Raw genomic sequence first — 13029 nt, forward strand, 5'->3', positions numbered from 1 at the left:
CAGCCTCGTGAATCCCGTCCGAAAAGCTATTTTGCGTAGACGAGATCCCGCAGAGCTAGCGACAGCTGCGGGACGTAAGTGACCACCATCAGGCAAGCCAGGATGACGAGCACAAAGGGGATCAGGTGGGTCACGATGCGGTCCAGCGATATCCTGGCGACGGTGCAGGCCGCGAACAGGTTCACGCCGAAAGGCGGTGTGATCATGCCCAGGGCAAGATTGACCACCATCACCAGCCCGAAGTGCACCGGATCGATGCCGAAATGCACAGCCACTGGCGCCAGGATGGGTGCCAGAACAATGATGGCGGCGCTGGTTTCAATGAACATGCCGATGATGAACAGCGCCGCGTTAACGCCGAGCAGGAAGAGGGCGGGCGATTGCAGCACTGCTTCCAGCCAATGGCCTATGGCGTCCGGCACGCCGGCCCGGGTGATCAGAAAGGCGAACAACCCGGCATTGGCGATGATGAACATGATCACGGCGCTGGAGAGCACCGATTTGCGCAGGATGACGTACAGGTCGGCCGGCTTGATTTCGCGGTAGATCACGGTGCCGACGACCAGCGCATAAAACACCGCCACCGCCGACGCCTCGGTCGGCGTGAAAATCCCGCCGTAAATGCCGCCCAGAATAATCACCGGCATCAGCAGCGCCCAGCTGGCCTGCCAGGTCGCCTTGCCAAAGCTCAGGCGGCCGTCGCCGTCGTGCTTGCCCCAGCCCTTCCAGCGGCAGTACAGGTGCACGAACAGCATCAGCGCGCAGCCGATCAAAAGCCCCGGGCCGAAGCCGGCGATGAAGAGTTCTCCGATCGAGACCTCGGCGCTCACGCCGTAAAGAATCATGGGGATGGATGGCGGAATGATCACGCCCAGTTCTGCGCTGGTGGCCTGCAGGGCTGCGGCGTAGGCGGTGGGGTAGCCGTGCTTGATGAGCGCCGGGATCAGGATGGCGCCTATGGCGAAAGTAGTGGCCACAGAAGAGCCCGACACGGCCGCAAAAATCATGCAGGTCAGCACGCAGGTCATGGGCAGGCCGCCCTGGACGCCGCCCACAATGCTTTTGGCGAACTCGACCAGGCGGCGCGAGATGCCGCCGGTTTCCATCAGGTTGCCGGCCAGGATGAAGAAGGGGATCGCGGCCAGCGGAAACTTGTTGATCGAGGAGAACATCTCCTTGACTGAAATCAGCATGTTGGCGTTGGACGCCTGGATACCGAAGATGGACGCCAGGCCGATGGAAACGGCCACGGAAACGGTGAGTGCAAAGCACAGCACCATGGTGGAAATCATTACCGCGGTCATACTTGGCCCCCACGCTTTTCACTTCGTGTAATGCGCGAGGCCTTGCAGGCCGCGGCTCGCGAGACGCTTCGCCTCTGTCGCCCGTCCAAGCCTGCGCAGGCAGGCTTGGAGCCGCGGGCTCCAGCCCCTCTGGGGCCGCGCCTGCGGCCCGGCAAAGCCGGTTCCGCGGCCCCTGCTTGAAGGTGAAATCCAGTTTTTGTTCTCATTGTGCGGTTTCCAATTCATTCCGCTGTGGGTCGATCAGGTTGCCGATGATGCCGATCACGCAGAACATGCCGCCGACAGGCATGGCCACATAGCCCCAAAACATGGAAATGGATTCAAGGCCGGCCATGGACTGCACACGCCCGCGAAGGGAATAGTCCCAGCCCCACCAGACGATGACTGCGACGAGGAACAGGGCGGCGAGGCAGACCAGCCAGTCCAGCACCCGCCGGATGCGAGGTGGGCTCCAGCGATAGAGTACGTCCACGCTGACCATGGCGCCCTGGCGGAAAGCCGTGGGAATTCCCATAAAGACCATCCAGATCAGGCTGAGGCGGATCAGAATTTCACTCCACTCTGCAGGCTGCTCGAAGACAAAACGCGTCAGGATCTGGAACACGCCGAGCCCCGATGCGATGACCAGCATCACGCAGGCCACCAGCATGGAGAAGCCGGTGGTCCACCGTTCAAGTTGGAGAAATACTTGTTTCATGGATGCGCCGATACATGAGGAGAATTGAAAATTTCAATGAAAACGCCCGCAGACCAATGGTGGCGGGCGCAAGTAGCTACAAAAAAAGTAGCAAAATAGCTGCGGTACGGTTTACTTGTAGTTCCTGATCGCGTCGATGTTGGCTTTGCCGAACTGCTTTTCAAATTCGGCGTTGACTGGCGCCAGCGTTGCCACGAACTTCGCCTTGTCGACGTTTTCGATCACGGTCATGCCTTTGCTGCGCAGCTCGGCTACACCGTTGGCATCGTCCTGGTCCACGCGGGCCCGGTTCGCCTTGGTCGCTTCCTTGGCAGCGTCAATGAATGCCGTCTTGTCGCCAGCACTGAGCTTGTCGAAAGCTGCCTTGTTCATGACAAAAATACAGGGTGAATAAACGTGACCGGTCAGTGAAAGGTGCTTTTGCACCTGGTCGAACTTGGCGGACATGATCACAGACAGGGGATTTTCCTGGCCGTCGACCGTGCCTTGCTGCAGCGCCGTGAACACTTCGGGAAAGGCCATGGGCGTGGTGATGATGCCAAGGCCTTTGTAGGCGGCGATGTGCACCGGATTTTCCATGGTGCGCATCTTCAGTCCCTTCAGGTCCTCCGGAACTTTCACATCCCGCTTGCTGTTGGTCATGTGGCGAAAGCCGTTCTCGGCCCAGGCCAGCGCCTTAAAGCCCTTGGCATCGAATTTGGTCAGGAGATTCTGGCCGATGGGGCCGTCCAGCACGGCGCGTGCGTGCGCCTTGTCCCGGAACAGGAAGGGAACGTCGAGGATCTTGGTCTCGGGGACAAAGTTGGGTACGGGGCCGGTGGAGGAGAGGGCCAGCTCCTGGGTGCCCAGCTGCACGGCCTCGATGGATTCGCGTTCGCCGCCCAGGGCTCCGTTGTAGAAGGTCTGGACTCTGTAGCGGCCTGCTGTGCGTTTCTCGACTTCTTTGGCAAAGGTGTCGATGGCAATGCCCTGATGCGAATTCTGGGCCGTGGAAATGCTGATCTTCATGGTGGTCTGTGCATTTGCAGACGCCATGAATCCCGCTGCGAGCGTCATACCGATAATCAGTTTTGAAAGCTTCATGTTGTTTGTCTCCGTTGGGTGATCGGGCCGGGAATCCTGTGGACGACTGGGGCCGGTCCCGCATCAGGATTTTCCGACCATAAGCACACGCATTATTGCCGCGATGCACCAGCGGTTGTGCTCGGGTTTTCGCTTAAGTACGCCGCGATGATGCTTTCAAAATCACTGTCAGGCACCAGGCCCAGCGACCGCGCGCGTGCTGCGTCGATATTGGCCGGCCAGTTGCCCACGATTCCTGCGATGACGGGGTCGTACACCCAGTCGATCAAATCCGCCACGTTCTTTCCTGCCACCCGTGCCAGGGCTTGCGCCATTTCGCCGACCGTGGTCTTGAGGGCCGGCAGATTGACGGCTGTGCGGGCACCCCATTCGGTGTCGCTGGCTTGCGCAGCGCGAATCAATCCCTCAACCGTACGGCCGGGTGACGCAAGAGCCACGGCCGTTTCGGGCGGCACAGGGCACTGCGCCCTGATCCCCGCCAGGGGTTCCCGGATCATGCCGCTGAGAAAGCTCGATGCCGCACCGTTGGGTTTTCCGGGCCGTACGCTCACGGTCATCAGGCGTACGTTGCGCCCGCGTATGAAACCCTTGCGCGCGTAATCAGCCACCAGTTGCTCGCCGATAAATTTCTGGATGCCGTAGCTGTTCTGTGGTGTGGGCAGCGTTCTGTCATCGATGACCGCCGGGAGTGGTTGCTCGGGTGAATTGCCAAACACTGCAAGCGAACTGGCGAATACGACGGTGGGCGATGTATTCAGGGCACGGCACGCCTGCAGCAGCGCACGCGTGGCGTCGACATTGCTGCGCATCCCAAGGTCGAAATCCGCTTCGCATTCACCGCTGACCGCCGCCGCCAGATGGAATATCAGCGTGTCTTTTTCTGTCACCACGAGTGCTTGCGGATGACCGTCTTCCAGCAGCCGGTTCAGATCGCCGGTGATGGTTCGAATGCGGTTGTCCGCGGCCAGCGCGGCCGGGGGCGCCACCCTGTCAACCAGTGTCACTGTCCGGATGGTTTGCGGTGCGCTGCCCGCAAGAGCCAATTGCCCCGCGTCCAGAAGTTGCCGGGCCAGCCTGGCCCCGAGAAATCCGGCGCCACCGGTGATGACGATATTCATGGGTATGTTGTCTCCATTTTTTGTAGGTTACTCGCCTGCATGCCCGCACCGATCCGGTTGCCTGCGGTATGTCAGGCAGTTTAGTTCGAAGGAGGAGTCGTTCCATGCAGCCGACAGATGGTGCCGGTTTGGAAGGTGCTTGGAGAAAAAGACATCGTGCAACTCCCGGGGGGGGCACGGCTCCTGCTCCGACATTCGAGCCGTTCAGGATTCGCCGCGGCGGCAGAGTCAATGATTGGGGCGCCAGGACGCCGCCAGTGATGAGCGGCTTGGCGCCAGAATGAAATGGGCCGCTGGTCCGAGCCCCGATCCTTCAGGCTGCTACCACGGGCTTCGGATTGGGTTTCGGCTTGCCCGGCACAGTTCCCAGCAGCCACAGATTCAGGCCTGCGTGCCGGCTGATAAGCAGCGCGGATACGACGGGGCCAGCAATCCCGGCGGCGAGTCCCAGCGTCATCAGGACATAGGTGTCCGTGATACCCAGTTTCCTGAAGGCGATACGGCTCGCTGCCGTAAAAAAAACATGCAGCAGGTAAATCGCAAATGAGAAAGATCCAATGTAGGCCAGGGGCGCGAAACTCCAGCCACTCCGCAAAAGAAGAAAGGCACTTGAGACACCGAGCGCCAGTGCGGCGACAGAACTTCCTTGCTCGGAAAATTGCGGAAAAAGCATGGCCCCGGTAGCGGCGCAAATAAATACTGCCGCTGCCACAAGCCGGGCCTTTGGCGTTCCGATGTCAAATCGTTTGCAGGCAAGCCCGGCCAGGAAAAAAGGCAGAAGGTAAACAGCGCCGCGGGCGGCGAAATAGTTGGGGGGGCTGAAGTAGTCAAACAGCACCGCGCTGAGCGCCCAGGCGACCGCAAATCCGGCCGCAGTAGAAAGTGCGTTGAGGTGTTCCAGCAGCAGAACGACCAGGAAGACAATAAAAAGCGCTTCAAGAAACCAGAAGTGCCCCACGGGCTCAATGTGCAACAGCCACCACTGGTTGACCGATGAGTTGGCGCCTGGCGTGAAGGCCTGCACGACGGCAAAAATAGTTCCCACCGTAATCAGGGGGAGCAGCAGCCGCCGGACCTTGCCTTTAATGAATTCAGCAGCATTGCCTTCATAGGGGCGAAATGCATACACATAGCCTGAGATGAAAGAGAAGAGCGGCATGCGGATATAGGCCAGCCCTTCATTGAACATCTGCAACCAGTGCCCCTCCGGAACCTTCAGGCCCACTGAGGGCGTATCCCCTACTACATGAAACAGAACCAGCAAGATGCAGGCGATGCCTCTTACCGTATCCACTTCCATGCTGCGCTTCATTTTCTTGCCGGTCATCAGCCTTGCGTTCCTCTTCTTGTTTCTTTGCTGTCTTGCTCACTGCAACTGCGTGCACAAATTATGTGCGCAGCGTAGCCAATAGCTGCCACGGCTGTGCGCCAAAAGAAAGCAAACTGTTGCAAGCCGTATCGTTTTGCGAAGCAACTGCCATCAAGCGCACAGCTGTTACGTAGTTGCAACCAATACGCGCGGGGTCTGACACCTCAATTGCATGCCTGCCACCCTACACTGAGTCGTCTTGTTCCTACATCAACTGTGCCGTCTTTGGTATTGCGACTTATACCAAGCTAGACGATTCTCAGTGGGCCCCTTCTGCCACGCCTGCACACGCAGGCAGGGGGCAGAACAAAACACAGGAAGTGATATCAAGGCATGAAATCTCACGCTCCGCTTTTTAGCGAAGATCCTGCGCACTATACGGCGCTGATAACGCAGGCTACGGCCATCACCCGGCACGCCGACCTGCTCGAATGGTTGCGCGGTGACGTCCAGTATTCCCTTCCACATGACATCCTGATGGTGGGCTGGGGCGACTTTCAGGAAGGTGCTATCCAGCACGACATTCTTTCTGAATTGCCTGGCGTACGTTCTTATGCAGACGGTACAGACGGCGTGCCCTTTTTGCTTGGCCGGCTTCATGACCACTGGGTGGCGGCCGGTGGGCAGCCCTGCCTCCTCAATTTCAGCCAGTTCGAATATTTGCTCGGCAATGCGAGCTTGCCGGGCTCCTTCACCCGTACCCTGGCGGGGATGCGCTCGGTGCTCGTTCACGCGATGCATGACGAAAGGGCGCACCAGGACTGTCTGTATGCGTTTTTCCGTGCATATGAGATTCCCAGGGAGTCTGGGCTGAAGGCCATGAGGATGCTGATGCCTGCCATTGATAACGCGCTGCGGCAGATGGCGCTGTTGCCACAGCAGCACCCGCAAGCTGTCGTTACGGTGCGCAACGGAGCCGACGACGCGTCCGGCCTGAGCGAACGTGAAACGCAAATCATGGCCTGGGTCGCCATGGGAAAAACCAATGCCGAGATTGGAACCATCCTCAACATCAGTGGCTATACGGTGAAGAATCACATGCAGCGCATATTCCAGAAGCTCAACGTATTTAACCGGGCCCAGGCTGTCTCCAGGATTACGCGGGTGAGCTTGCATGGATGATGTCAACCCGCTCAATTCAGCCTCGGCATGGCTTAACCGGCGCGAACCCCGCTCCATGGGGTTGGGTCGAAGTCATCTTTTCACCGCAGTGGAGGCCGCGCTGGACCCTCTGGTTCTGGTGTTCTCGCTCTGGGGACTGGCTTTGTTCTTTGAAGGGTCGGTGCGTCCTGCCTATCTAATTTTGTCGGTCATCGTGTTTTCGCTGACGTTTCCCGGTACCTCCCAATTGCGTTTGCCCGTGTGGAAGGTGTTCTCGAAGATTGCATTTCACTGGATATGGATTGCCGGCTTGTTGTTGCTGACGGGTTTTGCCACCGAATATTTCTATAAATTTTCCATGACGGTATTGGTTAACTGGCTATGGGTCGCGCCGGTTGCCCAGGCGGGTGCGCATGTGGCTCTGCGTGCTGCCGCTCCGCAGTTGCTGAAATTGCAGGGGGCGGTTCGGGGTGCTGTCATCGTCGGTATGAACGAGCAGGGCGTTTCTCTGGCCCGGCACATCACAGGCTCGGCGTATTCGGGCATTGATTTAAAGGGTTTTTTCGACGACCGCGGGGAGGACCGCAGGGAGTCACAGGATGACTACCAACTGGTGGGAAAAATTGACGACCTTCCGGCTTACGTCAAGCAGCACCGTATCCAGTTTATTTATCTGTCCTTGCCCATGGCATCGCGGCCGCGCATCCTGCAGGTGCTTGATGGCCTGAAGGACACCACAGCGTCGATTTATTTTGTCCCCGACATGTTCATTACCGACCTGATACAGGGCCGCAGCGATTCGGTCTGCGGGGTCACGGTGATATCTGTCTGTGATACGCCGTTCCGGGGTGTCAGCGGCGTACTGAAGCGGGCCAGTGACGTCGCGCTGTCACTGCTGATCCTGTTGCTGATTTTTCCGGTCATGCTGGTGATCGGGATCATGGTCAAGCTTGACTCTCCCGGGCCGGTTATTTTCAAGCAGCGGCGCTATGGCCTGGACGGTGAGCAGATTCTGGTCTACAAGTTCCGGTCCATGGCTGTTACCGAAGACGGTGGCACGATTCAACAGGCTCGCAAGAATGACATGCGGATCACCCGCCTGGGCGCTTTCCTGCGCAAAACCTCACTCGACGAATTACCGCAATTCATCAACGTATTGCAAGGGCGCATGAGCATCGTCGGGCCGCGCCCGCACGCCGTGGCACACAACGAAATGTATCGCTCTCTCATCAAGGGCTACATGGTTCGCCACAAGGTCAGGCCCGGCATTACCGGCTGGGCTCAGGTGAATGGGCAGCGCGGCGAAACCGACACGCTCGACAAGATGCAGTCGCGTATCGATTGCGACCTGGATTACCTGCGCAACTGGTCGCTGCAGCTCGATTTTTTCATCATTCTGAAAACGATCCGCCTGGTCTTCAAGGACAGTGCGGCTTACTAAAAGCAAAAAAAGGACAGCTGATGCCTCACCGCGACCTCCTTCCCATTCCGCTCTTGTTGCTGAGCCTGATTCCCCTGGCGGTGCATGCCGATGAGCTTGACACCCTTCAGTTCAAGGCTGGGCAGTCCGTCACGCACGACAGCAATGTCTTCCGGTTGTCCGATACAGCGAATGCCCAGGCATTGATAGGAACCACGGACCGCGCGGACACAGTTTCGGTGACGACAGCAGGTTTTAAGATAAACAAGCCTTTCGGGCTTCAGAGATTTGAGCTCGACGCTGGGGTCGAAGACCATCATTACAGCCGCTTTTCCAATCTTGATTTCACCGCGGTGAACTATGCGGCCGCCTGGCGCTGGAGTTTTACGCCGGCCTTGCATGGCAACCTGACCTCCGATCGGCGGGAATTTGTCGACAACACGGCCGACGTCCAGAATTCAGGTCAACTCAATCGCCGGACCAACCGCTCGACCGTGTTTGATGCGGAATACGAGCTCGATGGTGCGTGGCGGCTGGTTGGCGGACTTTTCGAACGCACCAGCACCAGCAGCCAGCCCTTCACCTTTGAAGGCGACTCACGAATTCGGGGAGCCGAGGGCGGCGTACGCTATGTCTTCCCCTCGAACACTTCCATGGCTTATCGCTATAAGCGGGGCAACGGCGACTATCCGGGCCGGGTGCCGTCGCCAACGTTTGCGGGGAGCTTTACGGATACTGAGCACGAGGTTCGGCTGGACTGGGCGCCGACCGGAAAAACCACCCTGCGGGCACGCTTGTCCCACCTCGACCGCGAGCACGACGGATTGGCTGCGCGGGATTTTTCGGGTTTTACCGGCCAGCTTGATGCGACCTGGAACATCACGGCAAAGACAAGTCTTGCCGGAGGCCTGGTGCGGGAACTGGGCAGCTACCAGACTTCTACAGCCAGCTATTACGAAGGCTATCGCTTCTTTATCGCGCCGACCTGGAAGCCCAGCGAGAAGACGGCAGTTCGCCTGCGCTACGACCACGGCGCACGCGACTTCCGGGGGCCTTTGCCGGGCTTTGCCGCAACGGATCGCCACGACACCAGCAATCTGGTTTCCCTGGCACTTGAGTGGCAGGCGCTGCGTGCCCTCAAGTTGATAGCTTCAGTGCAGCGCGACAGGCGCAAATCCACTGAACCGGGTTTTGACTACACCAGCAATGCCTTTGGTCTTTCAGCACAAGCGAGCTTTTGATGGAATCCTTCAACCAACCCCGCTTTCAGGCGCCGGCGTGGCCCCAGCCTGCGGCGTCCTTTACAGACATTTTGCTTTCCGAAAAGGCGACAACAAGATGAAATTCATGATTCGTAACTTTCCTCCGGTCTTATTGGCCTTGCTTCTGGCGATGACGGTTCCCGCGTTCGCCCAGCCGGCCGCACCAAGTCAGTCTGCTGCAGTGACGGCTCCGGTTGCGCCTGTTGCACCGGCTGCTGCCGGTGCTGCGGCTGTGCCGACCAACCAGGACTATCGCCTGGGCGCCGGCGATTCCATTGGCGTGCAGGTGTACCAGAGTCCGGATCTCTCGGTCGACGCACGGGTATCTGAAAGCGGCGTGATCAGCTATCCCCTGATTGGCAGCGTTCAGCTGGGTGGCCTGACGATTGGAGAGGCCGAGAAGAAAATTGCAGATGCCTTGCGCACCGGCGGTTTCGTCAAGGTACCGCAGGTCAACATCGTCCTGCGGCAGGTACGGGGCAATCAGGTCGCCGTGCTGGGGCAGGTAAGCCGCCCAGGCCGTTTCCCCCTGGAAACATTCAACACCCGTGTCAGCGACATGCTGGCTGCTGCCGGCGGTGTGACCCCTACGGGTGACGATGTACTGATCCTGACCGGCCAGCGTGAAGGCAAGCCGTTTCGGAAAGTGATTGATATCCCGGCACTCTTTCTGAACGAGAAATCAGATGAAGATATTGTGCTGGCGGGCGGAGACACGCTGTATGTCAACAAGGCGCCGATGTTTTATATCTACGGCGAGGCACAGCGCCCCGGACCGTATCGCATTGAGCGGGGCATGACCGTGATGCAAGCGCTTGCCCAGGGCGGCGGACCCACGGTGCGCGGCAGCGAAAACCGGCTGCGCCTGCATCGCCGCGACGCGGCGGGGAAGGTCGTGGAAACAACCCCCCGGCTCACCGACCCCGTTCGCGCCGAGGATGTGATCTATGTTCGTGAAAGCCTCTTTTAAATCATGACACTCCATCAATTCCTGCTGATCCTGCGGGCCCGTTATCGGGTTGTTGTGCTCGTCATGCTGGTGGCCATATTGGCCGCGCTGGCCGTCAGCCTCGCGCTTCCCCGCAAGTACACCGCCCAGGCCGCCGTACTGGTTGACGTGCGCTCACCTGATCCGGTTGCCGGCGGCGCGGCCTTGCCCGGCCTGGTCGCACCCAGCTATATGGCGACCCAGGTGGACATCATCGGTGGTGACCGTGTGGCCCAGCGCGTGGTGAAAATGCTCAAGCTGGATGAAGACCCACGCACCAAAGCCCGTTGGCTTGAGGCCACCGACGGACGCGGGTCGCTTGAGAGCTGGCTGGCCGAGTCCCTGCAGAAGGGCCTGGATGTACGGCCCGCGCGCGAAAGCAACGTGATCAACATCACCTACAAGGGCAGCGATCCAGATGTCGCCGCCACGACGGCCAACACCTTTGCACAGGCCTATCTCGATACCAATCTGTCGCTAAAGACAGAGCCAGCCAAGATCTATGCCGAATGGTTTGATGACCAGACCAAGGCATCTCGCGCGAAGCTCGAAGAGGCCCAGGCGCGCCTGTCGGAGTACCAGCAGAAGGCCGGTATTGTCAGCAGCGACGAGCGTGTGGACTACGAGACCGCGAAGCTTGGGGAAATTTCCTCCCAGCTGACGACTGTGCAGGGCGAGACTACCGACAGCCAGAGCAAACGCAGCTCTCGCGGCGATACGGTCGCTGAAGTCATGCAGAGCTCCCTGATCAATGGCCTGAAGGCCGACCTTTCGCGGCTGGAGGCCAAGGTGCAGGAAATCAGCGTGCGCCTGGGTGCCAACCATCCGGAACGGCAACGCGCCGAAGCCGAACTCGCTGCGGTGAAAAGCCGGCTGGCAACCGAGACAGCGCGCATCACGGCGTCTATCGAAACAACCTACCGCGTGGGCAAAGACCGGGAGCGTGAACTCCAGGCTGCAGTGGGCGCGCAGAAAGCGCGTGTCCTCGAGCTGAACAAGCAGCGGGATGAGCTTAATGTGTATCGCCGTGATGTGGAGTCAGCGCAACGTGCTTTTGAGGCCGTCAGCCAAAGTGCATCGCAGACACGCCTCCAGAGCCTGAGCAATCAGACCAATGTTGTGCGGCTGAACATGGCAACGCCTCCCGTCAATCCTTCGAGCCCGAAACTGTTGGTGAATCTGCTGGTCGCTGCTTTTGGCGGGACTTTGTTCGGCATTGCATGCGGATTGCTGCTGGAACTGGCCAACCGCCGGGTACGCTCTGCCGAAGACCTGGTGCAGATATTGGGCCTGCCTGTGCTGGCAAGCATTTCTTCGGATGGAGGAAGCGGCAGGCTTCCCGGTTCGCGCCGCCTGATGCTAGGCAATGGAGGGACAGCATGAATAGAAACAACGCTCCGACGATACGATCGGTTCCCCTGACAGTTCCCAGCAAACCGGCCACGGGTGCCGGCCGCTCCATGGGGACAATCCTGGTGGACGCAGGTCGGCTGTCGCCGCCGGATGCCGAACGTATTCTCCATTTTCAGCGGGACCGTGGCTTGCGCTTTGGCGATTCCGGCAAAGCCTTGGGCCTGTTGAATGACGACGATGTGCGTTTTGCCCTCTCGGTCCAGTTTGATTACCCCTACCTTGCCAATGAAACCAAGCTCAGCCGGGAGCTTGTGGCGGCTTACCAGCCGGGTAGCCAGCCGGTTGAACAGTTGCGTGCGCTGCGCAGCCAGTTGATGCTGCGCTGGTTTGACACCGGGGCCGAGCGCCGGGGATTGGCGATTGTCAGCGCCGGAGCGAAAGAAGGACGCAGCTATATCGCGGCTAACCTGGCTATCGTGTTTTCACAGCTGGGGGAACGTACTTTGCTGGTCGACGCGGACATGCGGACGCCACGGCAGCACCAGCTTTTTAACCTTGGGGCGACTGCGGGCCTGTCTGACATGCTCGCTGGCCGCGCCGGGCCGGAAGCGGTCATCAGCATACCGGCCCTGCAGGATCTGTCGGTGCTGCCTGCGGGGGTCATTCCGCCTAATCCACAGGAGCTGCTCGGGCGGCAGGAGTTTTCCAAACTGTTGCAATCATTGGGCGAAGACTTTGACGTCATCATCATCGATACACCGCCGGCCAGCGAATGCGCCGATGCGCATACGGTGGCCGTACGCGCAGGAGCTGCTCTGGTTGTGGCGAGGCAGAACATGAGTTCCATGCCGCAAATGACCCGCTTCACCCACAGCCTGCGGGAGTTCGGGGTGGCTTTGGTGGGCTCCGTGCTTAACGATGCTTGAAGAATCGGCCAGCCCCCAGCCTGTAGGCGGCCTCATGTGCGGCGGCTCCCAGAAGCCCGCCTGCGGCGTCTGCTGCCAGGTCAGGCCAGCTGGCTGTCCGGCCCGGCAGGAAAGCCTGATGCAACTCATCCATGGCACCTACCATGACGGCGCTGGCTACGCAGCAAAGCGCCATGCGCCAGCCGCGCGTGCCGCTTGCAATACCGGCAGCCACGCCCACCATGCCAAAGACAAGCAGATGCGCCAGTTTGTCCCAAGGCGAAGGGAACAGCCCAACGGCAACGGGCTGTGCGCCAAGAATGTAAAGCGCTGTGGCCGTCAGGACGACGGTAATGCCCGCCAGGATGCGAAGGGTACGCAGGGTATTGCCGGGGGTTACGGTGTTCAACATGACCACGATTTTGTCAT

12 protein-coding genes are annotated in these 13029 nt (G+C 59.4%); 6 read left to right on the top strand and 6 right to left on the bottom strand.

Features of this window, described 5'->3' with window-relative positions; translation table 11 throughout:
• Positions 1–26 precede the first annotated feature (26 nt).
• The 5 genes from AC1D13_RS07585 to AC1D13_RS07605 all read right to left on the bottom strand — a co-directional run bounded on the left by AC1D13_RS07585 (position 27) and on the right by AC1D13_RS07605 (position 5529).
• Positions 27–1304 (bottom strand): TRAP transporter large permease, encoded by a 1278-nt coding sequence (locus tag AC1D13_RS07585; RefSeq protein ID WP_477665658.1) that lies wholly within the window; start codon positions 1302–1304, stop codon positions 27–29.
• Between the two features lie 202 nt (positions 1305–1506).
• Entirely contained in the window at positions 1507–2001 is a 495-nt protein-coding gene (locus AC1D13_RS07590) for a TRAP transporter small permease (RefSeq protein ID WP_477665659.1), read from the bottom strand.
• Positions 2002–2112: 111 nt separating this feature from the next.
• The gene (locus AC1D13_RS07595; protein ID WP_457280140.1) at positions 2113–3084 is read right to left on the bottom strand and encodes a TRAP transporter substrate-binding protein; all 972 of its coding nucleotides are present in this window, start codon (positions 3082–3084) and stop codon (positions 2113–2115) included.
• A 92-nt stretch (positions 3085–3176) separates the two neighbouring features.
• Positions 3177–4202 carry a D-erythronate dehydrogenase gene (denD, locus tag AC1D13_RS07600; RefSeq protein WP_457280141.1) on the bottom strand — a complete coding sequence of 342 codons (1026 nt, stop codon included), beginning with the start codon at positions 4200–4202 and terminating at the stop codon, positions 3177–3179.
• 313 nt (positions 4203–4515) lie between these two features.
• Positions 4516–5529, bottom strand: coding sequence for an acyltransferase family protein (locus AC1D13_RS07605; protein WP_477689280.1), 1014 nt, complete (start codon positions 5527–5529; stop codon positions 4516–4518).
• A 375-nt stretch (positions 5530–5904) separates the two neighbouring features.
• On the opposite strand from AC1D13_RS07605, the gene epsA reads away from it, so the two are divergent.
• From epsA to epsG, 6 genes are all read left to right on the top strand, one after another.
• On the top strand, positions 5905–6693 hold the full coding sequence (gene epsA, locus AC1D13_RS07610) for an XrtB/PEP-CTERM-associated transcriptional regulator EpsA (RefSeq protein WP_457280143.1): 789 nt from the start codon (positions 5905–5907) through the stop codon (positions 6691–6693).
• Positions 6686–8113 carry an undecaprenyl-phosphate glucose phosphotransferase gene (locus AC1D13_RS07615; RefSeq protein WP_477689281.1) on the top strand — a complete coding sequence of 476 codons (1428 nt, stop codon included), beginning with the start codon at positions 6686–6688 and terminating at the stop codon, positions 8111–8113. Before epsA ends, AC1D13_RS07615 begins: the two co-directional genes overlap by 8 nt.
• Positions 8114–8133: 20 nt before the next feature.
• A complete protein-coding gene (epsL, locus tag AC1D13_RS07620; RefSeq protein WP_477689282.1) occupies positions 8134–9333 on the top strand; it encodes an XrtB/PEP-CTERM-associated polysaccharide biosynthesis outer membrane protein EpsL in 1200 nt (399 codons plus the stop codon).
• 106 nt (positions 9334–9439) lie between these two features.
• Positions 9440–10324 carry a polysaccharide export protein EpsE gene (epsE, locus tag AC1D13_RS07625; protein ID WP_457280962.1) on the top strand — a complete coding sequence of 295 codons (885 nt, stop codon included), beginning with the start codon at positions 9440–9442 and terminating at the stop codon, positions 10322–10324.
• Positions 10325–10327: 3 nt separating this feature from the next.
• The gene (gene epsF, locus AC1D13_RS07630) at positions 10328–11725 is read left to right on the top strand and encodes a chain length determinant protein EpsF (protein WP_477689283.1); all 1398 of its coding nucleotides are present in this window, start codon (positions 10328–10330) and stop codon (positions 11723–11725) included.
• On the top strand, positions 11722–12621 hold the full coding sequence (epsG, locus tag AC1D13_RS07635) for a chain length determinant protein tyrosine kinase EpsG (protein ID WP_457280147.1): 900 nt from the start codon (positions 11722–11724) through the stop codon (positions 12619–12621). Before epsF ends, epsG begins: the two co-directional genes overlap by 4 nt.
• On the opposite strand, the gene AC1D13_RS07640 is transcribed toward epsG, so the two are convergent.
• Entirely contained in the window at positions 12608–13012 is a 405-nt protein-coding gene (locus AC1D13_RS07640) for a VanZ family protein (protein WP_477689284.1), read from the bottom strand. The two genes, epsG and AC1D13_RS07640, sit on opposite strands and share 14 nt — an antisense overlap.
• Between the last annotated feature and the right edge of the window lie 17 nt (positions 13013–13029).

It is taken from the genome of Polaromonas sp. P1_E12, from assembly GCF_056405975.1.

Excerpts from the sequence above, each read along its gene's own strand:
- epsA (WP_457280143.1), top strand. The coding sequence starts at position 5,905 with ATGAAATCTCACGCTCCGCTTTTTAGCGAAGATCCTGCGCACTATACG.
- epsG (WP_457280147.1), top strand. The coding sequence starts at position 11,722 with ATGAATAGAAACAACGCTCCGACGATACGATCGGTTCCCCTGACAGTT.
- AC1D13_RS07615 (WP_477689281.1), top strand. The coding sequence starts at position 6,686 with ATGGATGATGTCAACCCGCTCAATTCAGCCTCGGCATGGCTTAACCGG.
- AC1D13_RS07605 (WP_477689280.1), bottom strand. The coding sequence starts at position 5,529 with ATGACCGGCAAGAAAATGAAGCGCAGCATGGAAGTGGATACGGTAAGA.
- AC1D13_RS07595 (WP_457280140.1), bottom strand. The coding sequence starts at position 3,084 with ATGAAGCTTTCAAAACTGATTATCGGTATGACGCTCGCAGCGGGATTC.
- epsL (WP_477689282.1), top strand. The coding sequence starts at position 8,134 with ATGCCTCACCGCGACCTCCTTCCCATTCCGCTCTTGTTGCTGAGCCTG.
- AC1D13_RS07640 (WP_477689284.1), bottom strand. The coding sequence starts at position 13,012 with ATGTTGAACACCGTAACCCCCGGCAATACCCTGCGTACCCTTCGCATC.
- epsE (WP_457280962.1), top strand. The coding sequence starts at position 9,440 with ATGATTCGTAACTTTCCTCCGGTCTTATTGGCCTTGCTTCTGGCGATG.
- AC1D13_RS07585 (WP_477665658.1), bottom strand. The coding sequence starts at position 1,304 with ATGACCGCGGTAATGATTTCCACCATGGTGCTGTGCTTTGCACTCACC.
- epsF (WP_477689283.1), top strand. The coding sequence starts at position 10,328 with ATGACACTCCATCAATTCCTGCTGATCCTGCGGGCCCGTTATCGGGTT.
- AC1D13_RS07590 (WP_477665659.1), bottom strand. The coding sequence starts at position 2,001 with ATGAAACAAGTATTTCTCCAACTTGAACGGTGGACCACCGGCTTCTCC.
- denD (WP_457280141.1), bottom strand. The coding sequence starts at position 4,202 with ATGAATATCGTCATCACCGGTGGCGCCGGATTTCTCGGGGCCAGGCTG.